Here is a 20769-nt window from a genome sequence, read left to right as displayed (position 1 = left end):
GTATCACGTCATTGACGTGTGATCTCCTCTCCATGAAAAAATAATCTTCTCTTTTTCGAATGTGCAACCGTCCTTCAGCAGGTGTCCTTTTGTTCGCATATCCCCTGTGAAATGGCGGAGGAATAGATGGCCGTTGCCGCCCATGCCGGGCGGGGACGGACACACCCGTCTCTCCCCGGCACCCCGCACTGTACCCCCCGGTATGCGGTCCGGGCTGTGGGTCTTTGCACAATAGACGGAAAAATTGCTGCTCGATAAGGCTGCATCGCCGAAAGCACAGCATTTGCGCCTGACACATCAATTTATAAGAGGGACGCGGAGTGGGGGGCGTAAAAAGGATGTGATGTAATCTCATGATGAAAAAAATGCTATTTGCATTAGTGCTGATAATCGCATCAGCGCTCATCGTTTTCCCGGGGGCTGCGAGTATTGTGGACCCCGACTACGTTGACGGCAACCCCAAATGCTGTGATCTCGACTCATGCTATGAGGCGTATAAAATCGAAGACGGTCCCTATGCAGGTACCCACTACATTGACGGAGGTTCGATTACGATCACGATGGTGAATGCGACTCACTTCAACTTCGAAACCGACGGGATCTGCGTCTATGCCGTCATAGTGAAGGGAAGGGATGCGAATGTCTACAATTATTATGACTATGATGGCCCGATAACATCGGACACGATACTCGGTCCTCCCCTGAACCCATCGAGTGGCAAGTACCCGGACATCAGTCACATTGACTTCTGCTATGCATGCTGTCCACCAACACCGACACCTCCACCGACCACGCCCACACCGGTCCCCGAGTTTCCCTTCTACATGCCTGCCATGATGGCGCTCTTTGCCCTCGTGATGGGTGCGGTAGTGGTATCATTGGGCAAGTACCGGTGAAATTTCCTTTTTTTTATTGACAACCGATTGAACATCCATTCTCATGTCTATGCCCTGTCCCGATATTTCGTGGCTGCATGGAATTGTGGCACTGAGAACCAACGCACGGGACTCCTCATCCATAGTCACCTCTTTTAGGACCTCACTGCATGGCCGAAGGATCTCTTTGATGAGAAAATGTTAGCCTGGCCCTCTCCTCCTCCTCTTTCGTCCACCTCCATGAGCATCAGGTCACGCAGGCATTGTAGCTTTGGGTCATCACGACACGTGTGTGCCCTTTCTGTTTCCCGGAGGGGGACGGCATCCGTTCGCAGATGGATGCCACGCCTCTCCTGGCGGTATATTTATTTGAAAACCGCCCCCGCTCAGGATATGAGGTCTATCCCTCGCCGGAGAACTGGTATGCCCGGGAGAATAGAGGATAGGGGATCAGGAATACCCAACGGTCATGGGGCAGATTCTTCGGATGATCACAACATCATTTTTTGCTGAAAACAAGGATTTTTCGTCCCTTGTCCTTCAGCAGGAAAATGATGTATACCATCCCGACCAGAAAGCCTGCAGGCACGGCAATGGTCGGAAATTCAGGGGTGGGAACAGTGGCGGGGGGGGGTGAATCGTCAAACCCCGGGCTTTCAGCGGCACTGCTATCGGGAACAGGATATCCCTGGCCTACACCGATGAACACAGCCATTATCCCCATGATAGCCAATAGGAGGAGGATAATCCACGGTTTCTTATTCATAACCACTCTTCACCCCTTTGTGTTCAGATTCAGGGCTCGTCGGATGCGCTCTTAAGGAGAGCTGGTCAGCATCCGGGATCATCGCGGGATCCGTCTGATTCACCCGCCTGACCCTGCCCTGACCCTACAGTATCATTTTAGATATATAAGGAAAAGCCGGGCATTTGTGTTCAGCGCGTTCATGGCAAATCCCGGCCTTTCGGCAGGTCCCTTATTCATCCATCTGAGACATAACTCGCCACGCGACCCTGGCGGATTATTACCGAACATTGACACAGGCCGGTTGGTATCTCCGCACCTCGTAGCATTCTCAATTGCCGGGCGGCAGCAGCGGTATGGCCGGACCTCCTATACGTGGCGACCGCCACAGACATCCCCGAATTGGTGGTACCCGTACAATCCCGGGGCATATGGTCGGAAGACGGACCGGCACAATTGCGGAACTCACGGGAAGCCTGGCTCGATTTTGGTGAACCGCTGTGAAGGGCCTGTGGCAGAGCGGGGTGATAATATGAGAGAGGATGTCCCCTCGCCGGGGGTTGTGGAAGGTACGGCACGCGGGCGTCTCCTGAGTGTGCCGACGGGCAGGGGCACCTCCATGCAAAACGCGATGTGCCGGACCGCATAATGGGCTGCTCTGGCGGACCGGAGATTACAGACGGTTCGTTCCTCCATATGCACCCGCGTCTGCAAAATCAAGCGTACGGGAGAGGCTGTGGGAACGATGCCTGATAAGATATCTCTGAACAACTGAGAAGGAAAAAAAAAGAAATGAGATTGGCGTTATCGCCCTTACTCCTTCCTCAGAACACTGGCCGCAACAAGTACTCCGCCGACGAAGAAGAGCGGAATCGTCATGACCGGGAATTCAGGAACCGGCGGGCAGGGAGGAATCTCCATTTCAATGATGATCCCCTGTCCATCGTCATCACACGGAAGGATCCAGATCGCGACAATATCGCCGCATCCCGGCTCAAACTCTGGATCTGCTGCGTTGGCTAATCTCTCTGCAAGCGCAGTGTCCCAGTCCGGGTACTTGGTGTTCGGCTGGTTCATAACCATCCAGATGGCTGCCTGAATTTCTCCATAGGATAGATCATGCTTGTTGTTGAGGATCCAGTTTACCTGGTTTAACTCAGGGCTCACCCCGATGGTGGAATACATCTCACCGCAGTAGCACACATCTTTGATGGAACTTGCCGAGGTGTCGACGCACCATCCGGCATAGGGGTCGCCTACCGGTTCCCAGTCACAGCAATCCACACATCTGGCACCACAAACTTTGTCACAGAAATACACGTCAAAGTAGGTGCCCATCACATCTCCTGGCGGATAGTTACTGTCGATGTACACCATCGCCTCGGCCGGGAGATCATCCCATTCCATTGCAATTGCCGGTGCCACCATACAGAGAGCGGCCACAAGCAATGCGGCAAATAGTTTGTTCATTTTTCATACCTCCATTCAATTTCATGCAAAACTGCCGGCATCCTTGGCGGAAGCTGCCGTTCAAAGTCTTACATATGCTCCCCCCTATACGAATCCGGATATATACTAATGCGCCAGATATTAATGCACAACCCTGCGGGTGCGCCCGGAAATGGGAATATATGGGTATTTCACTGATATATTGCTGTTTGCAACGACTTGCATGATATCCGTGAAGAGGGCCTTTTCCCCAACAGAAGCGATGTTCGCACCAGAACCGGATTGTCCCGGGACTGTTCTAATCAGACAATGGTGGGGCGGTATCTATTCTGAATTTTCAGATTCACCGTTCAGTGAACCGAATCCTCCATCATATGTCAGAATGAATACGAATCTGAATATGACGAATATTGTGCCTGCAATGCCCGTATAAATCCCTAAATCAGTTTTTTTATTCAACGGTCATAATGGATGCCCGACATAGTATTAAATATTTTATTGTGCATTCGTGACCTATGCCCGGCGAACAGGAATTGCTCGATAAAATATTGAACATCCTGAAGTTCAAGGCGAAAGGGATGACGATAACAGAGATATCCCATAGTACGAACATTCACCGCAATTCCATCGCAAAATATCTCCAGGTATTACTGGCGTCGGGCAAGGTTGACGAACACCTCATAGGAAATGCAAAGGTCTACACCATTTCACGGCGGTTGCCCATCAGCAAAATGCTGCAGTTTTCCCCTGATTTAATCCTTCTCCTCAATCAGGGAGGAAAAATCATTCAGGTGAATGACAAGTACCTGCAATACTTCAATCTGAAGGAACAGGACATCCTGAACAAATTTATCGACGAACTGACGATTCCCATCATCAGTGATACCGAACTTGTCCCCCTCATCGAGGCCTGTATTGAGAACGGGGAAAAAACCTGCAAGGAGATCACCTACACGTACGACGAAACCACGTACAATTTTTTTCTCATGTTTGTCCCGTCCGTCCTCGAAGGCGGTGACCATGGCCTGATTGTCATCATAAAGGACTTTACCGAAGAGAAGAGGATGAGGGACTGCCTCACCGAGAATGAGGAAAAATTTAAAAATCTCTTCAATAATGCCAACGACGCGATATTCCTGTATGAGATCACCGATACCCGGCGGATTGGTGCATTAATCGAAGTGAATGATACGGCCTGCAGGAAACTTCATTACTCCCGTGATGAACTCTTCGGGAAAAAATTCCCCGAAATATTTCGTGCTCCATCGAACGTATCCGACGACGCCATCGAACCGGACCTTGCAGAGAATTATCATTCGATTTATGAAGGGATACTGGTACGAAAAGACGGGATTTCCTTCCCGGTGGAAGCAAGCTCCCATGTATTTACGCTGAAGGACAGGCTTGTCGTCCTCTCCGTCCACCGGGATATCTCTGAGAGGAAAAAGGCGGAGAAGTGCATTACCATAAGTGAGAACCGGTACCGCAATATCGTCGAGGGGCAGCAGGAACTGATATGCCGGATGTCCCTGGACCATTCCCTCAATTATGTGAACGAAGCCTTCTCTTCTCATTTCAATGTCCCGAAAGAGATGCCAATCGCCAAAGAGCTGGATTCCCTGGATATTTATCCGGATGATACAGGGCTCATCCGGGCCTCAGTGAATCTGGCAGATGCAGAGAAGAGATCTCAGACGGTGGAATTTCGCACCCTGCAGACAGGGGGAAAACCGCGTTGGGTAGAGGGAAGCATCTCTCCCATCCTCGATACGAATGGTTCGATCTTCGAGTTTCAGTTTGTCGGAAGGGATGTCACCGATGCCAAACTGGTAAAGGAAGCCCTGAAACGCAATGAAAAGAACACGCGGTTTTTACTCAACTCGATAAATGACGGTTCACTTCTTATCGACCTGGAAGGCAGGCTCCTCTCACTGAACAAATCCTCCTGTGAGTATATCAGGAAGTATTGTGGTGACGATTCCCTCACCATCCAGTCAATTCTTGGCAGAAGCATCTACGAATTCATCCCGGAGGATATTGGCGAAAGCATCAGGGACATTTCCTCTGAGATTGTCTCTTCAAAACTCTCCGATTCGTTTGTGGACGAGATTGACGGCAGGATATTTGACTTCTCACTCTCCCCCATCATCAATTCCGGTGGTGAGGTCGAAAAGATTGCCGTTGTCAAAAGGGATGTGACCGAGAGAAAGGAATATGAATCCGGTCTGACCAGCACCATCTCCCGGTTGACGGATATTATCGATTTCCTGCCGGAAGCAACCTTTGTGATCAACAGCGATTCAGAAGTGATGGCGTGGAACCGGGCGATGGAGCAACTGACCGGCATACCGAAAGAAGAGATTCTCGGACGGGGAGATCAGTCCTATTCAGTCCCGTTTTACGGTACCAGACGGCCGATGCTGATCGATTATGTACTGTCCCATGACATTACGCACTTTAACCCGCCCCCCACGATCCGGAAAGAGAAGAACGCCCTCAGTATGGAGGTCTGGTCATCGCACCTGAATGACGGGAACGGGGCGTTCCTCTGGGCGAAGGCAACCGGACTCTATGACGAGGGGGGGGCCGTCATCGGAGCCATCGAATCGATTCAGGATATGACGCAGCGAAAGAGGATGGAAAACGAAATTCAGCAGAGCGAGGAAAAGTATCGTGATTTGGTTGAAAAAACATGCGCAATTGTCCTAAAAACGGATGCTGACGGTACAATTCTGTTCGTCAATGAATTCGGGGAAGATCTCCTCGGATTCCGGAAGGGGGAACTGATAGGTGCAAGTGCCGTTGATACCATTTTTTCAGGGACACCGGAGAATGCACGAATGTTCAGGAATATCATTGAAAAGATTCTCGACGACCCTGCCCTATACAGGATCACGGAACATGAATATGCCGGACGGGGCGGGGACAAAAAATGGATCTCATGGACGAATAGTCCCGTCATCGACGCGGAAGGACGCCTCACCGGCATCTCGGCCGTGGGCACTGACATCACCGACCGCAAGGAGAGCGAGATCAAAGAGAGGGAGTATGTAAAAAATCTGGAGTTCATCTCGCGGTCTGCCATGAGTTTTGCCAGTCTCCCAAGGAGTGAGACGATTTATGATTACATTGCATCCGAACTCACAACACTTCTCCCCGGCGGCGTTGCGGTCGTCACCGCTTTCGATGATAATCCCGGAACATTGCAGATCAAATCCATTAAGGGGGAGATTGAGGGGTACGAAAATATGCTGAGCAGCATGCTCAACCGGAGGGTTCTGGATACCCGGTTCAAAATACCGGAAGAGTATCGCACCTACCTGAACTCCAACAGGCTTATCCACCTCTCCGGGGGGCTGTATGATCTCTTCCTGAAGAACTTCTCCGAGGATGTCTGCTCGATAATCAATGACGTTCTGGACCTCTACGAGTGTTATATGATTGGGATCTCACGGGACAACAGATTATTCGGGAGCATCTCCTTTGCCGTCCCTCATCGTATTGATGATGCCACGATATCGATCATCGAAATTTTCGTGAATCAGGCATCCGTCACGCTCCAGAGGTGCCGGTATGAAGAAGAACTGGCCAAAAAGGCAGGGGTCGGAGAGATGGGGGAAGGGGATGGGTCAGAGGCCGAACAATCCCATCACAGACTCCGGCGGGTTCTTGAGGGTATCAAAAACGATCATATCCTCTATGTCAGCAGGCAGAATGGCGTCTTTTCATCCATCTGCGACAAATACCCCGGCCGGCCGGTCTTTTCCGTCGACAGGAAGGGCATCATCACCCGTGCAAATTCAACGCTCACCGATCTTTTGGGAGACGGCACCAGCATAATCGGAAAAGATATTGCGGCGTTTCTCCCCCGGTCCTCGCACCCGGAGGTTAAGGAAGTCCAGAAACAAATGGTGGAGACTGCTGATGCGGGATCCGTGGAGATCTCGGTACCGCTGCTGTCGGGCCCCGGTGATCCGGTGAACGTCAGGTGGCAGCTGGAACGGATGTACGATCCCACGGGAGATGTGTCCAATATCCTGTGGATAGGCAGCGGATATCAGCCATAGAGGAGGGAGTGCCATAATTTCCGGGTTTTTGATGCGAGGCATGGCCTTCCTCCCCCCGACCGCGATGGGGGACTGACGGAGGGGGCTGGCCGCATGCCGGATACGTTGACGAATCTGTTCCCAATCCCGCATCCGCCTGCATCCGACGGGAATCGGGGCAATTATGCATGGTGTATTGCCATTCGTTACAGTCATCCGGGTATGACAATCACGTCTGATAGCTAGTGGTATTAATCATTAAATACGAGGAACATCGTATATCCCCCTGACCATGAAAGAGAATCATGCGGGACTGACAAGGATTCTGGATCTTTTGAAGGAGAATCCACGGGGCATGTCGGTAACGCAGATTTCTGACACCGTCGGCATGAACCGTATCACCGTCGGTCACTATTTGGAGATCCTGCGGACCTCCGGTGAGGTTGACATGGAAACCTTTGGTCAGTCAAAGGTCTACTTCCTCTCCCACCGGGTGCCGATATCCGCCCTGATGAACCATTCCTCGGATTACGTCCTCGTGTTGGACAACTCCCTGAAGATAGTGTATGTCAACAGGAATGTGATTGCCCTCCTTCACCGGAAGAAAGAGGATATTCTCAATAAAAACATTCGTGATATTCTCCACCGCCTCGATACCGGGGCCGACCTGCGGCAGATCATCGATCAGGCCCTCGGGGGTGAAGAGGTAGTTGAGGAGATACGGATAGTGAAGGATTCGGAAGAGTATTTCTTCAGGATGAAGGTTGTTCCGACGGTCTTTCAGGACGGGTCACCAGGGATCACCATCATCCTTGAAGACACTACGGAGTACCATAAATCACTACAGGCCCTGCAGGAAAGCGAAGAAAAATTCCGCGATCTTCTGGAAAAGATCAATGAACTGATGGTCCGGGTGGAAGAGATCTCCGAACTGAACGACCAGATCAGAAACCCGCTCCAGGTCATCGTCGGCATTTCCGACCTCGAAGATGTCGGGGTGCTGGAGCAGATTCAGGAGCAGGCGCATGAAATTGACCGGATTATCCGTCAGATCAACATCGGCAATAAAGAGGCGGAGAATATCCGGACTTTCATTTATGATTATGCCGAAAGAACGGGGAAACCGTCGGGCATTGTCGGGATGCAGGGGAAGAAGCGGACACACGGGGAAAAAGCAATAGAATAATCGGGCAGATGCCTTTAACAGCTACCAGGCCGGTTCTCCCGGTGGATGGGAACTATCGGCGGCTGCAATTTTTCGGTATCATTCGTGTGCCGGATGTGAGATGCGGGAGCCTGTCTCCTTTTTGTGCGATAGCAGTATTCCTCGTCTGCACTCTGTGGCTGGGGGAGCATCGATGCATCCCTGGAAAAAAAGGGTCAGGTCTTTCGCCGGACAACCAGCACGGCGCCGGCGATGCCGAGTATCAGGAGGAGCGGTATACCTGCGGTGGGGAATTCAGGGACTGCCGCCGCCTCGGCGTATTCCGTTCCCAGGGGTGACATGTTGTGCACATTGTCGGGATTTAGGCCCCCATACGAGTATCCCGGGGGTATTTCGTCCCGCTGATAGAACCAGTCCGTTGCCAGAATGCCGGACATCTCGTCGTCGGTGACGGTCTGTCCGTCAGCTGCCGTCTCTGTCAGGCCTGTTTCGCTCTCCGATGGCCCATTGTCGGGGAAGGGATCATCGCCATCATCCGACCCTGCCCGGTGGGTGATTCCGGTAATGGCTGCCGGCTGGTCTCCTTCGGCAGTTTCCTCCTCGTCCGTGGTCACGTCCTCTTCACCGGTCTGTTCTCCCTGCGTGGATTCCTCTTCCTCATCCGATTCATCGTCCGATAGTGCGGGCTCATGGACTTTTTCTTTCTTCACCTTATCGTGGCCCTTTCCTTTTGGCACACCATCAGACTCATTTTCATCCTCTCCCTCTTCTTCTTCAGCCGCGTCCTCTCCGGTGACCGTTTCCTCGTCCTCTTCGGATTCTTCAGGCCCGGCCGCGTCGTCCTCCCCGACCGATTCATCGTCGTCGGCTTCCTCGTCCTCACCTGATTCATCGTCGCTGTCTGCAACCTCAGCTTCATCCACTACGGTATCTTCACCGGTTGCCGCATCATCACCCGCAGCATCATCGGCGCCTGCTCCGTCATCCTCTCCTGCTCCGTCGTCGGGGTCTGACGCTTCATTATCGGCTGCTTTGTCCTCTCCGTCTGCTGCATCGGCGGGGTCTGATGCTCCGTTATCAGCCGCTTCGTCCTCTCCGCCTGCTGCATCGGCGGGGTCTGATATGTCATCGTCCCCCGTTGTATCGTCTGAGGATGACTGTCCGCTTTCGTCACCGGAATCGGCGTCAGCAGATACGCTTTCCTGCGAATCATCTCCGGACGGGGCGCCATCATCCGCTCCGCCTGTCATGGATTCACCATCGTCTCCCAGAACCGGGATGACGCAGAGAATACTCATCAGGACCAGAAATACGACAAATCCGGCCTGTAATCTTCGAATATCTCTCGATGTCCTTCTCATTTCCTCACCTCCGAATCGTTCCCTTTGGATGTAGGTAGCACCTCCCGGAGTCACATAAAGATTTGTCGGGCATTCATGGTCAGCATATAATTCGATGCGAATTCGGTCGGAAATTGGAAAACGGAAGGCTGATTGTGGAATTTCTCATGATCTGGAGGGGACCTCTACTGCCAATGAATATGCACCGCCTTCATTGCACGAATACGGTAAAAACAAACGAAATTCGGGCACTATGGATACAGAACTGCATCCTCCCGCTCATCCGGCCTATGGCGCCGGGTGCAGAAGCAGGTACGAACCGTTATGAACGGAAGAGATGATGGTAGAAGAGGAACCAATCACCGTGAAAGAGGACCGGAATGTGAACGGAAAACCGAAATTTTCCCTTGCCCACAAGGACGAGGCAATGACCGGACTCGTCGCAACGACGGACAAACAAACACTGGCCGTCTGGGCTGCGGATTGTGCCGGACGTGTAATGCCATACTTTGAGGAGAAATTTCCGGACGACCCCCGTCCCCGGCATGCTCTTGAGGCCCTTCACCGATGGATTGAGACGGGCGTCTTCAGGATGGCAGACATCCGCAAGGCGGCTCTGGATTCCCACGCGGCCGCCCGCGAGGTGGGAGAGGACAATCCCGCCCGGTCCGCCGCCCGTGCCGCAGGGCAGGCAGTCTCAACGACGCACGTCAGGACGCATTCGATTGCGGCGTCACGCTATGCCCAGCAGGCGGTGTTCCGGGCCGCCGTTGCTGAAGGTCTGGAGGCGGGGGAGGTGGATGCCGCCGTCGCGAGGGAACGGGAGTGGCAGTATCGTCGTTTGGTGGAGTTGAGGGAGAAGGGAGGGGAAACGGAAGGTTGAACTGTTGTATGCTGATTGCTCCACCCGGAGGATGGAGGAGGCCGCTACATAACTTATTTATGGGTATCGGGCTATCGGGACGTGAACAGAGGAGATGCCGATGGCACGGAAAAAACCTGAGAAAGAAACAACCGAAATCCAGCCGGTCACTCCGGAGTCCTCGCTGACGGCCCGGAGGATGCCAAGCCTTCTGGAACGTGATTTCGACTCGATCTTCGACGAGTTCAGGAGATCATTCGACCTGATGATGCGCTCGCATTTCCCGATGGTGGAACGGGTGCATGAATTCGGGGTGCCGCCCGTCCGCTACGCACCGCTCGATTTCATCGACGAGGGAGACCGGTATATCATCCACGCCGAACTCCCCGGTTTCACCAAGGAGGATGTCGAGGTCGAGATCAAAGACGACCGGCTCAACATCCGGGCAAGGAAGGAGTCGGAAACCGAGACAGTAGAGGAAGAAAAGCACTACCTGTACCACGAACGGGCGTTCTCCGCCTTCGAGCGGTCCGTATCATTCCCCGAGGAGGTCGACCCCGCACAGGCGAAGGGAACGATGAAGAACGGCGTGCTTGAACTGAATGTGCCGAAGAAGGAACCGAGGCCGGAGGAGAAGGGGCGGAGGATTGAATTGACGTAGAGGGGTTTTCTTGATCTTTTCTTTTTTATTACGTTACTTTTCCAAACTAACCACCACAGAATTAGTTCTCAATATAATTGTAAGGGATAACAGCTACGTTTTGGATTTTCGCGGTGATACACCACAATAATTAGAGGTACGAAGATAATCGAATAATTTGGGAAGAATCGACGCGAAAAATGAAAATTTCAAAATAATATTAGATATAAAAAAGGTTATAACTTACAATTTTTATTCTTTAAATATGGATCGGATAAATGTTCTCGTGTCTGGGCTAGCACTTGGTGCAGAGGTTAATGATAATTGCGGGGCATGTAATGTCGAGTATGGATGGTTGATTAATCGTCCTTCAACATTTGTTTGGGCAGATAAAATAATCGTTACTCCTAAGGTTTATGAACAATTTAAAGAGGGTACAATTTCAACTGAAGGGAAATTTGGACCTGTATTTAATAAAATATTTGAAATTGCTGAAGATTTTAATGTAATTGATATAAAATCGCCGAATCAGGTAATTAATAACAATATTTCAAATAATATTTGCGATGAGATAAAATTTGATGTTGAGTTGTTAATGAAATTATTTCCCGATTCCATTAAACCTATTAAGGATAGTGATGCCGGTGACGATTCTGGTATTCATTTTATTTCAATAGAAGGTGAGGAATATTGTTTTCCGATGTTATTCAGTATGTATACAAGTTTGAGATTGGCAAAAGAATGGAATGCAGAACCTTTAATTTCAGACCATTTTTACACGTATTGTAAGTATAAATTTGGTCTCTCGTTAATTCATGATCGGAAGTCTCGAATATCCGCATTTGATAGCATATTTAGCTTTATTCTTCCTGAAAAGTCTTTAATTCCTTATTACGCTTTACCAGAAGGAGACAGCCATAAATGTAATGTCTGTAAGCATTACGAAAAATGTGGGAATACTTATTTAGAAATGGTTGAAACCAACGTTCACGAATATTTAGAATTACGTGAGCATGATGAAATCGAGCAAATGAAGAATTGTGTTGGTGAAATTATCCGTGAATTGAGAGATTTGGATTCCGACTATTCTAATGAAGAATTGATTAAAAAATTTCAATCTGAAAAAGTTAAAATTAATAGAGATTTAAAAAAGACTTTTCCGAAAATGAAGCGGTGGGCTAATGTAGTATTAGTAGCTTCGACGCCTGCTGCTTTAATTGGAACAATGACAGGATTGCCAGCGGTATCGGTACCTGCGGCTTCTATGGCTGGACTTTCTGTAATGGTTAAAGAGGCAATACAATATCAGGAAAGTAAGTATAAATGGATTGGATTTATGGATAAAATCAGAAAAGATAAAATTAAACCGGAAATTAAATAAGAACCTACCTCACGGCAAACACTAACTAGGAATTACAAATTAAAATCGTTAAAACATTGTTAAAATTGGGGTATGCCCCGGCCGGGACTTGAACCCGGGTCGAAAGCTCCGGAGGCTTCCAGGATATCCACTACCCTACCGGGGCGTTTGCTTTATTCTATTGGATACACAGGCATAAAAAGGCGTGCCCCACGGCCGCAGTGCAGGGGTGTCCGGATCGCCTGAAGGGGCTCTGACAATTCATCATCAACGGCTGGGTGGGTTGCAGCGAAAAAGGGTGAATCCGGTTCAAATCGGGTTGGATTCTATTTCTTCTGGTTATACAGCGCCCAGATCTTGCAGGCGCCCTCGTGGGAGACCATGCACGGGCCGACCGGCTTTCGCGGCGTGCAGGCCGTGCCGAAGAGCTTGCAGTCCGTGGGATCCGCGATGCCGCGCAGGACGCGGTCGCAGATGCAGGCGGTGTGCTTTTCCACATGGCGGATCTCGATATCGAACTTCTTCTGGGCGTCGTACTGCTCGAACTCTTTTCGCAGTTTCAGCCCCGAGCCGGGGATGACGGGGAACCCGCGCCACTCGACGTCGTGCGGCTCGAAGACCCGGTACATCATCTCCATCGCCTTCGGGTTGCCGTCGCGGCAGACCGCCCGCGGGTAGGCGTTCTCCACCTCGGCCCGACCCTCTTTCACCTGGCGGATGAGCATGAGAAGGCCAAGGAGGATGTCGTCCGGCTCGAAGCCTGCCACGACCTGCGGGACGGGGAAGCGCTCGTACTCCTTGTAGCCCGCGACGACGCAGACGTGGCCGGGGAGCATGAAACCGTCGAGCTTCGCCTCGCCCTGACTGAGAAGGTACTCCATCGCCGGGGGGACGAAGCGGTGGCAGGAGAGGATGGAGAAGTTCTCCGGCGGGTTGGTGAGAAGCGTCGCCGCGACGGTCGGCGCCGTCGTCTCGAACCCGACCGAGATGAAGACCACCTCGCGGTCGGTCTTTTCTGCAATCTCGACCGCCTTGTGGACACCCTGCACAACCTTGACGTCCTTGCCCACCGATTCGAGGGCGCCCTTCGTGCCCGGCACTCGTATCAGGTCGCCATAGGTCGCGATGATGCAGTCCTTCTCCGCAAGCTCGAGTGCCGCATCGATCTCCCCCTGCGGGGTGATGCAGACCGGGCACCCCGGCCCCATCACGATCTTCAGCTGCTCGGGGAGGACGCTGCGCAGGCCCGACTTTGCAATGGACGCCTCATGGGTCCCGCAGATGTGCATGAAGGTATAGTCCCGGTCGACCTCTTTTTTCAGGGCCGACGCGATCTCCTTTCCGCCAGTCATTCAAGGATAATTTTTAATCCCTATGCAAAAAAGACTATTCTTCATGTCGAATATCTGGATGGCCGCGGCGATCATCGCCATCGGCATCATCGCCGCATGGGGAGTGGCCCGGCTCTTCCGCTGGCTGGGAAACAAGGCGGACCTGACGGAGTCCGAATTTGACGATATCCTCGTCCTCTCGTTCGGAAAGCCGATCGTCGTCGGCATCCTCCTCTTCTCGTTCTTCCTCGCGCTGGGATACATCGATATCCCGGAAAACTATGCATGGATTCTCGAAAGCAAATACCTGCATGCGCTCTACATCTTCCTCGGCGCATGGGTCGTCTCCATCTTCGTCCAGAACTTCGTCGCCCTCTACGGGCGCTGGATGGCTGAGAAGACCGAGAGCGACTTCGACGACAAGATCGTCCACATCCTCGAGGTCACATCGCGCTACATCATCTGGTTCATCGCGATTCTCATCGTCCTCTCGTATTTGGAGATCGACATCACCCCGCTCCTTGCCGCTGGAGGTATCTTCGGCATCGCGATCGCCCTTGCCGCCCAGGACCTCATCTCAAACTTCTTCGGAGGTGCACTCATCGTCGTAGACAAGCCCTTCTCCGTCGGCGACCGCGTGATGATCGAGGGGAACCTCGGCGACGTCGTCTCGATCGGCCCCCGAAGCTCACGGATCATGACGCTCGACTATCAGCTCCTCACCATCCCGAACTCCACGATCGCAAATAGCATCGTCACCAACTACGCGATGCCGGACATCAAGCTGAAGATCAAGCTCCCGGTCTCCGTCGCCTACGGCTCGGACGTCGCGCAGGTCAAAAAGATCCTCTTCGAGATCTGCGATCACGCGGTGGCGCACTCGACCTACATCCTCGACGACCCCCGCCCGAACGTCTACTTCCTCGAGTTCGGGCCCTCGAGCCTTGACTTCATGATCGTACTTTGGGCGAAGAAGTTCAACATGTCATGGGAGATCAAGGACTGGATCAATACCGAGATCGACCGCCGCTTCGCCGAGGAGGGCATCGAGATTCCCTTCCCGCAGATGGACGTGCACCTGCGGGAGTAACTGCCCCAATATCTTTTTCTCAGATTTTTTTGGGGGGAACCCGTTCCCCGAACCACCGCCGGGGTTTGGTACCTCGAAAACCTTTTTGCATCCTTCACCGACATTCTGGTATATGCTGGGTATCTCGACGAACTGCCTTCATCAGGTCCCGCTGGAGGAGGCACTCGAAGCTCTGGTGCCGGTCACCGACGTGGTGGAGGTGATGGACGACGGGCTCCACTATCTGGAATCGGTCGACCTCCTCGAGCAGTATTCGTTCGACTACTCCCTGCACGCCCCCGCAAAGGGCGTCAATATCGCAAGCCAGCTCCCCCCTATTCGCCGGGCGAGCGTGGAGGTGATCGCGGCCTCCTTTGCCATCGCGGCCGAGGTCGATGCCCCGGTCGTCATTCACCCCGGCTACGCCTCGTGGGAGGGGGGCAAGGACGGTGCGGCGGCATGGATGCGGACCTCGCTTGCGGAACTCGGCGAGCTGGCGGAGGAGATGGGCGTGACCTTCACCGTGGAGAATATGCCCCGGTGGCCGTATTTCTTCCTGACGACGCCCGAGGATCTCCCGCTCATCGACGGGTACGGCCTCTGCCTCGACGTAGGCCACGCGCACATGAACGACTGCCTGGAGGAGTTTCTGGCGGTGCCGTTTGGGCACCTGCACCTCCACGACAACCACGGTCACCTTGACGAGCACCTCGCGGTCGGCGAGGGAGAGATTGATTTTACGCCGGTCTACGAGCGGCTCCGGAAGTCCCGTGCCCGCTGCATCATCGAGGTCCGTGACTTCGAAGGTGCGCTCGCAAGCCTCTCTGCCGTCCGGGGCCACATCGATTGACGCGTGCAATGATGGTATTTTGGCAAAAATGGCTATTATCCCGGCCCGGATGGGCGAAGGTCTGATACGAATTTCAATACGCTTTTATACGAGGCAATGCGACATTATAGTGCACTTTTGCAGTGCCTCAGTGGCTCAGCCGGCAGAGCGCGTCCTTGGTAAGGACGAGGTCGCGAGTTCAAATCTCGCCTGAGGCTTTCTTGTTTTTGTTCAATTTCCAATGTTCTGATAATAGTGCAGTCATACCGATTATTTCAGCGCGAATACACCCCCGGACCCGGTAGCGAAGACCATTTTGCTATAAATAGCAGGCGGGGAGATATTCACTCCTATCAATGGAACCGCACCGTTCCCTCCGATGGGGCGTCCTCCTCGTCGTCAGCCTCGCGGTAGTCGTCCTGGTCATCGACACCACCACCATGGAAGTATCCATGAGTGCTCTGGCAAACGACCTGAACACCGACCTCTCAACCATCCAGTCCATCATCACCATCTATACCTTGATGAAGGCCGCCTTCATGCTGATAGGAGCGAAGCTGCAGAATATCATCGGGAGGAAGCGTACGTTTCTCACGGGTGCTGCGATATATGGTGTCGGGACAACCATTGCTGCCGTCAGCCAGAATGCAGTCATGTTCCTCCTCGGCTGGTCAATACTTGAAGGGATGGGAACGGTGCTGATCCTCCCGGCAACGGTCACGTTCATTACCGGCACCTACGAAGGGAAAGACCGGGCATTTGCCTTTGGTGTCTGGGGCGGTATCGCTGCGATGGCGAGCATTTTCGGCCTTATGTTCGGCGGGTACCTGACCACATTTTATACATGGCGGTGGGTGTTTGCTCTCGAGCTTGTCATCATTTTCATCATCTTTGCCCTCCATCGGATGCTGTCGGAGACCCGCCCGACAGCATCATGGAAGAACTTCGATGTCGGGGGTTCGCTCCTCGCGGTTCTGGGCCTCTTCACCCTCGTGTTCGGGATTCTTCTGATCAAAAAACCGGCAGAGCTGGTGGTGGTTCCCGTTCTTATCGCCGTGGGAATCATCCTTCTCGTCGGGTTGTACTTTTGGGAACGGCAGCAGATCAAAAAGAACAAGGATATTCTGGTGGATGTGACCATCCTTCCCGAACGTTCCTTTCTTGCAGGGAATGTCGTCTCCATCGGCCAGAAATTTGTTACCGCCGGGTTCATCTTCATCTTCCCCCTGTTCTACGAGGTGGTCATGGGTGCAAGCGCGTATGAAACCGGCATCGCCCTTCTGCCCATGTCTCTTGCGATTGTCGTGTTCTCCATCCTCGGTGCCCGGTTCGCATCATGGTTCGAACCAAAATACGTCCTCCTCGGGGGAATCGCCCTCACCGGGGCGGGGCTTATAGCCCTCAGGGATGTCTTCTCCCTCACCACCGGCATTCATGACATCCTCGCCGGAAGTATCCTTTTTGGGACCGGGGTCGGCATCGTGCTCTCGCAGGTGACCAACCTCACCCTCTCCGCTGTCCGGAGCGAGCGACAGACCGATGCATCGGGTATCTATAACACCACCCGTCAGGTGGGAAGTTCCCTGGGAACGGCAATCATCGGGATCGTCCTCGCTCTTGGTTTCATCCATGGGCATTCTTCCGCTCCACCATCGCCTCTGCCTTCCGGCCATCCCCTGTTGTCACTCGGGATCAGTGAGGCAGCGGTCAGTCAGGGGATGGAATGGGCGTTTCTTGCGATGATTGTCGTGGTCGTCGGCATGTTCATTGCGGGTTTGTTCATCCGGAAGACGGGGAAGATCGTGTGAAGTATTCCGAGGCGGAAGTGATCCTGGGCCATCTTGAACTGGTGGTCTGAAAATGTTTCCGGACCTGTGGTCAGGAATTACCTTTTTTTATATTTCATCATCTGAATCTGCCGTTGAATTCTCCGGATATGGCCGGACAGGGAGTGAGAAGAATAACAAAGTAACTATATGATCCGTTCTCTCATCCTCCTCCATGGGAACAATCTACTCATTCCGGTGTCCCTGCGGGTATGCTGCCGAAAGTCTTCCGTTCGGGTATGGCTTTCTGTCCTACAGAACGGGTATGAGTTCCGTGCCTGCATATTGCCCGCGATGTAAAGAGGTGGTGCTGGCAAAATATCGTGATCCCCTCCATACGTCTCCAACCCAGAAGGATGCGGATGATATTCAAGCGGGCATCTGTCCTCATTGCCATCACCCGGTTCGGTTTTACAATGATCCGCACCTCTCAGAACCATCTCCCACGAAGGAAAAAAGATGGGATATATCCTGTGGTGGGTTTCAAATGCCGTCTATCGGGCTATTCTGCCCAAAATGCGAACAGATGACGATGGAGGCCTTCTGGGAGGGACTGTGGGATTAGATTTCGCGGTTCTCGTGGCTGGCCCTGAACGGGCTGAGGCACTCTTTGGAACTGTTATTGGCAATTAATTAATTGTAAAGCCATTTTGGGGATTTTTCTTTCAGGGTGTTGCCTGGACTCCCTTCTCCTTTCCTCGTGCACTCCGCCTCCCCAGTTCCCCGGCAATGACCATCAGGAGAATAAATCCTATGACGGCCACGTCCATAATCTCTATCAGGACTTCGGGATTGGTGGCAAAATTGCCGGAGGCGACGGCAAATCCGGCCGCCAAATTTCGTTGCCCCGTTCCGAGGGCAAGAACCGTTCTATTATTTTTGTCCGTCCCGCCCAGCAGGTATCCTATGACAACAGCGCCGACAACGAGGAGGACGGATGTCAAAATTCCGCCGGTTCCAAGAACTCCATAGGTGACATCGGAATACCCCACAAAATATCCGATGAAGAGCGCTGCCAGAGACAGGTTGGCAGCCATCCCCATCACCGGGATGAGGCCCTTGGCCACTTCTTCATACCTGGCCCGGATAAAGAGGGCAACAGCGAGCGGAATGAGCATCAACACGACAAGGCTCCTCGCAATCTCCCAGGGATTCACCTGCACTCCGGTCAATACAAATGGCAGAACGATGGGCAGGTAGGCGACGGTTACCACCATCAGAAGGACCATCAGCCCGGCGGTAAACGCCATATCGCCTTTGGCCAGCTGCACCAGCTTGGGCAAAAACGGCGCCCCGGCGGCAAAACCCACCAGAACGAGGCCGATCTGCAGTCCCTCGGAGAGCGGGATTGCCCACACGATCAATACCGCGAGGATGGGCACGAGGACGAAGTTTGCCACCAGAGACGCGATGATCAGCTTTCTGTTCTTCAACGGGGCCATGATTTGAGCAATCGTCAGGCCAAACCCCATGCCAAGCATGCTGGTAATGACGAATATCAACACGCCCAGCGTGCCGATGGCGATAAAGACCGGATCATACTGGGTCATACTCATTAACGCTCCTGCCCGGAACCACTCCCGGAATCAGGAGGAGAATGATGCCGACAGTGACGGGACTCTTCATATGCCGTCCTTATTCTTCTCCTCTAATTAATGCTTCCGGAGGATAGCGAATTCCACGCTGAATTTCTTGTTTAAAATAGATTAAGGGGATATTCCCCTATTTCAGGCCTATTTCAAATTATTTTGTGCTCATTCCCATCGTCTCGTCGAGCCAGCCGAACTTGGCGCCGAACGACTGCGCGAACACCCCGAGCTGGCAGTGCGCCCCGGCACCGTACTCGTCGGAAAATACCATAAGTTCCTTCTCGCAGGTGAGGTGGTCGTAGAGTGCCTGTGCCTGCGTCCCGTCCGGGTCGAAGTGATCGGCCGCACCGGCAGTGACCAGCGTGGGGCACCGAATATTTTCGGCAATGCCCACAAGGGAAAAATCCATCCAATTCGCCCAGAACTGTGCCGGCGAGCCGGCACCAAAGACGAACATCCCGTTCTCGTTCAGCCAGCGGGTGCCGGTGTCGTGGGCCATGGCCTCGTAGAGGGCATCGTTGCACTCCACCGGGTCCGTCTCCAGCCATTCCTGCAGGTCATCTTCTGTCAGGTCCGCAGGCGCTCCCCCGCCGGTTTGGAGGTTCTGCAGGAGCGTCTCTCCGACGTCGTAGGTGCCGGCGTCCGCGATCAGCGCCGCAATCCGGTGCTCATATGCGGCACCGCGGGGGGCGAGGTAGCCGCCGAGGGAAATTCCCCAGAGGGCAATCCGGTCGTCGTCGACGTCGGGCCGGCTCACCGCATAGTCCACGACCGGTGTGATCACGTTCTCCCAATCGGGCCGGAACGGGATATGCTGGACCCGGATCACTTCGCCCTGCCCCGGCCCCTCGAAGGTCAGGACGTTGTATCCGCGTTTGATTCCTTCCATCGCATAGGGGTGGAGTTCCTCCTGGCAGCCGTCAAAGCCCGTCTGGACGATGAGGAGCGGCCGCGGTGTGCCGGAGTCGTCGACCGTGTAGAAGTACCCCGGCAGCGTCGTGTTCTCGTACGGGATGTCGACAATCTCGTACGGGACGACGTCGAGCGCGATTGCATCGCGGAACGTTTCCCTGCTCAATCCCCACGTCTCCACTATGCAGGGGTCGTCGGGTTCGCCGTGCAGGAAGAACTCGGCCGTGCGGTAATAGGTCGCGGCCCGGTAGTATGCCTCCATTGCGCTCACCCCGTGTCCGGCTGCGAGGCTCTCGTCACCGGCCGTCCTGAAGGTGTCCGCGGTCTTCTTCCATTCGCTGTACCAGCTCTCGAAGTCTCCTTCTTTTATCCGGGACGCCGTGGCGAGACACTCTCCGATGTCTGCCTCTCCCGCATACGTGGCGCCGAGTGTCCGCTGGAGTTCGAAGGCAAATTCCTGATCGGCAAATATGAGCGAAGGGGGGTCGGCGGCAGGGGCGTCCGTGGCAGAGGAGTCGGCGGCCGCCCCGGTCGCAGTGACGGCAGGTGGAGCCGGCGACTCCTGAACAGGGCCGGTGCAGCCTGCCGAGATGGCAACAATAATGGCGATAAGAAGGGTGATGGTGATGATGGTGGCTCTGCGGGGTTTCATGGTGATTATGGAATGATATCATAACAATGAGGATAACAGTTCCGAAAACCCACTTCCCGGGAGTACAACGCCCTCTCAT

At 53.3% G+C, this 20769-nt stretch carries 16 protein-coding genes and 2 tRNA genes; 10 read left to right on the top strand and 8 right to left on the bottom strand.

The annotated features are described in order from the left end of the window. Positions 1-74: 74 nt before the first annotated feature. Positions 75-230, bottom strand: coding sequence for a hypothetical protein (locus AZH53_RS04195; RefSeq protein ID WP_319642282.1), 156 nt, complete (start codon positions 228-230; stop codon positions 75-77). 201 nt (positions 231-431) lie between these two features. Between AZH53_RS04195 and AZH53_RS04190 the strand changes: the two genes are divergently transcribed. Continuing rightward, the gene (locus tag AZH53_RS04190; protein ID WP_319642281.1) at positions 432-896 is read left to right on the top strand and encodes a hypothetical protein; all 465 of its coding nucleotides are present in this window, start codon (positions 432-434) and stop codon (positions 894-896) included. A 478-nt stretch (positions 897-1374) separates the two neighbouring features. On the opposite strand, the gene AZH53_RS04185 is transcribed toward AZH53_RS04190, so the two are convergent. Next, positions 1375-1641, bottom strand: coding sequence for a hypothetical protein (locus tag AZH53_RS04185; RefSeq protein WP_319642280.1), 267 nt, complete (start codon positions 1639-1641; stop codon positions 1375-1377). 792 nt (positions 1642-2433) lie between these two features. After that, positions 2434-3090, bottom strand: a complete 657-nt coding sequence (locus AZH53_RS04180; protein ID WP_319642279.1) for a hypothetical protein — start codon at positions 3088-3090, stop codon at positions 2434-2436. Between the two features lie 494 nt (positions 3091-3584). On the opposite strand from AZH53_RS04180, the gene AZH53_RS04175 reads away from it, so the two are divergent. Further along, positions 3585-7136 carry a PAS domain S-box protein gene (locus tag AZH53_RS04175; protein ID WP_319642278.1) on the top strand — a complete coding sequence of 1184 codons (3552 nt, stop codon included), beginning with the start codon at positions 3585-3587 and terminating at the stop codon, positions 7134-7136. A 271-nt stretch (positions 7137-7407) separates the two neighbouring features. After that, the gene (locus tag AZH53_RS04170) at positions 7408-8301 is read left to right on the top strand and encodes a PAS domain S-box protein (protein WP_319642277.1); all 894 of its coding nucleotides are present in this window, start codon (positions 7408-7410) and stop codon (positions 8299-8301) included. A 194-nt stretch (positions 8302-8495) separates the two neighbouring features. Here the strand turns inward: AZH53_RS04170 and AZH53_RS04165 are convergent, their stop codons facing one another. Beyond that, on the bottom strand, positions 8496-9641 hold the full coding sequence (locus AZH53_RS04165) for a hypothetical protein (protein WP_319642276.1): 1146 nt from the start codon (positions 9639-9641) through the stop codon (positions 8496-8498). 316 nt (positions 9642-9957) lie between these two features. On the opposite strand from AZH53_RS04165, the gene AZH53_RS04160 reads away from it, so the two are divergent. The 3 genes from AZH53_RS04160 to AZH53_RS04150 all read left to right on the top strand — a co-directional run bounded on the left by AZH53_RS04160 (position 9958) and on the right by AZH53_RS04150 (position 12503). Beyond that, a complete protein-coding gene (locus AZH53_RS04160; protein WP_319642275.1) occupies positions 9958-10503 on the top strand; it encodes a putative immunity protein in 546 nt (181 codons plus the stop codon). Between the two features lie 100 nt (positions 10504-10603). Then, a complete protein-coding gene (locus tag AZH53_RS04155; protein ID WP_319642274.1) occupies positions 10604-11143 on the top strand; it encodes an Hsp20/alpha crystallin family protein in 540 nt (179 codons plus the stop codon). A 265-nt stretch (positions 11144-11408) separates the two neighbouring features. After that, positions 11409-12503, top strand: a complete 1095-nt coding sequence (locus AZH53_RS04150) for a hypothetical protein (RefSeq protein WP_319642273.1) — start codon at positions 11409-11411, stop codon at positions 12501-12503. 73 nt (positions 12504-12576) lie between these two features. On the opposite strand, the gene AZH53_RS04145 is transcribed toward AZH53_RS04150, so the two are convergent. After that, positions 12577-12648: transfer RNA gene (locus AZH53_RS04145), tRNA-Arg, on the bottom strand. A gap of 160 nt (positions 12649-12808) precedes the next feature. Continuing rightward, positions 12809-13834, bottom strand: a complete 1026-nt coding sequence (hypD, locus tag AZH53_RS04140; RefSeq protein WP_319642272.1) for a hydrogenase formation protein HypD — start codon at positions 13832-13834, stop codon at positions 12809-12811. Positions 13835-13877: 43 nt separating this feature from the next. On the opposite strand from hypD, the gene AZH53_RS04135 reads away from it, so the two are divergent. The 4 genes from AZH53_RS04135 to AZH53_RS04120 all read left to right on the top strand — a co-directional run bounded on the left by AZH53_RS04135 (position 13878) and on the right by AZH53_RS04120 (position 17519). Next, a complete protein-coding gene (locus AZH53_RS04135; RefSeq protein ID WP_319642271.1) occupies positions 13878-14903 on the top strand; it encodes a mechanosensitive ion channel family protein in 1026 nt (341 codons plus the stop codon). 112 nt (positions 14904-15015) lie between these two features. Beyond that, the gene (locus AZH53_RS04130; RefSeq protein ID WP_319642270.1) at positions 15016-15732 is read left to right on the top strand and encodes a sugar phosphate isomerase/epimerase family protein; all 717 of its coding nucleotides are present in this window, start codon (positions 15016-15018) and stop codon (positions 15730-15732) included. Positions 15733-15856: 124 nt separating this feature from the next. Further along, a tRNA-Thr gene (locus tag AZH53_RS04125) sits at positions 15857-15929 on the top strand. A 138-nt stretch (positions 15930-16067) separates the two neighbouring features. Continuing rightward, positions 16068-17519 carry an MFS transporter gene (locus AZH53_RS04120; protein WP_319642269.1) on the top strand — a complete coding sequence of 484 codons (1452 nt, stop codon included), beginning with the start codon at positions 16068-16070 and terminating at the stop codon, positions 17517-17519. A gap of 683 nt (positions 17520-18202) precedes the next feature. Here the strand turns inward: AZH53_RS04120 and AZH53_RS04115 are convergent. Continuing rightward, a complete protein-coding gene (locus tag AZH53_RS04115; protein WP_319642268.1) occupies positions 18203-19093 on the bottom strand; it encodes a bile acid:sodium symporter family protein in 891 nt (296 codons plus the stop codon). A gap of 187 nt (positions 19094-19280) precedes the next feature. Then, positions 19281-20690, bottom strand: coding sequence for an alpha/beta hydrolase family protein (locus tag AZH53_RS04110; RefSeq protein WP_319642267.1), 1410 nt, complete (start codon positions 20688-20690; stop codon positions 19281-19283). Positions 20691-20769: the final 79 nt, after the last annotated feature.

Origin of the sequence: Methanovulcanius yangii (assembly GCF_018687785.1) — an archaeon.
Taxonomy (GTDB): domain Archaea; phylum Halobacteriota; class Methanomicrobia; order Methanomicrobiales; family Methanomicrobiaceae; genus Methanovulcanius; species Methanovulcanius yangii.
Note: the sequence above shows the minus strand (reverse complement) of the source record. Positions and strands in the feature narration are given on the sequence as shown.

Excerpts from the sequence above, each read along its gene's own strand:
- AZH53_RS04130 (WP_319642270.1), top strand. The coding sequence starts at position 15,016 with ATGCTGGGTATCTCGACGAACTGCCTTCATCAGGTCCCGCTGGAGGAG.
- AZH53_RS04160 (WP_319642275.1), top strand. The coding sequence starts at position 9,958 with ATGATGGTAGAAGAGGAACCAATCACCGTGAAAGAGGACCGGAATGTG.
- AZH53_RS04110 (WP_319642267.1), bottom strand. The coding sequence starts at position 20,690 with ATGAAACCCCGCAGAGCCACCATCATCACCATCACCCTTCTTATCGCC.
- AZH53_RS04175 (WP_319642278.1), top strand. The coding sequence starts at position 3,585 with ATGCCCGGCGAACAGGAATTGCTCGATAAAATATTGAACATCCTGAAG.
- AZH53_RS04135 (WP_319642271.1), top strand. The coding sequence starts at position 13,878 with ATGTCGAATATCTGGATGGCCGCGGCGATCATCGCCATCGGCATCATC.
- AZH53_RS04185 (WP_319642280.1), bottom strand. The coding sequence starts at position 1,641 with ATGAATAAGAAACCGTGGATTATCCTCCTCCTATTGGCTATCATGGGG.
- hypD (WP_319642272.1), bottom strand. The coding sequence starts at position 13,834 with ATGACTGGCGGAAAGGAGATCGCGTCGGCCCTGAAAAAAGAGGTCGAC.
- AZH53_RS04165 (WP_319642276.1), bottom strand. The coding sequence starts at position 9,641 with ATGAGAAGGACATCGAGAGATATTCGAAGATTACAGGCCGGATTTGTC.
- AZH53_RS04115 (WP_319642268.1), bottom strand. The coding sequence starts at position 19,093 with ATGAGTATGACCCAGTATGATCCGGTCTTTATCGCCATCGGCACGCTG.
- AZH53_RS04170 (WP_319642277.1), top strand. The coding sequence starts at position 7,408 with ATGAAAGAGAATCATGCGGGACTGACAAGGATTCTGGATCTTTTGAAG.
- AZH53_RS04155 (WP_319642274.1), top strand. The coding sequence starts at position 10,604 with ATGGCACGGAAAAAACCTGAGAAAGAAACAACCGAAATCCAGCCGGTC.
- AZH53_RS04180 (WP_319642279.1), bottom strand. The coding sequence starts at position 3,090 with ATGAACAAACTATTTGCCGCATTGCTTGTGGCCGCTCTCTGTATGGTG.
- AZH53_RS04120 (WP_319642269.1), top strand. The coding sequence starts at position 16,068 with ATGGAACCGCACCGTTCCCTCCGATGGGGCGTCCTCCTCGTCGTCAGC.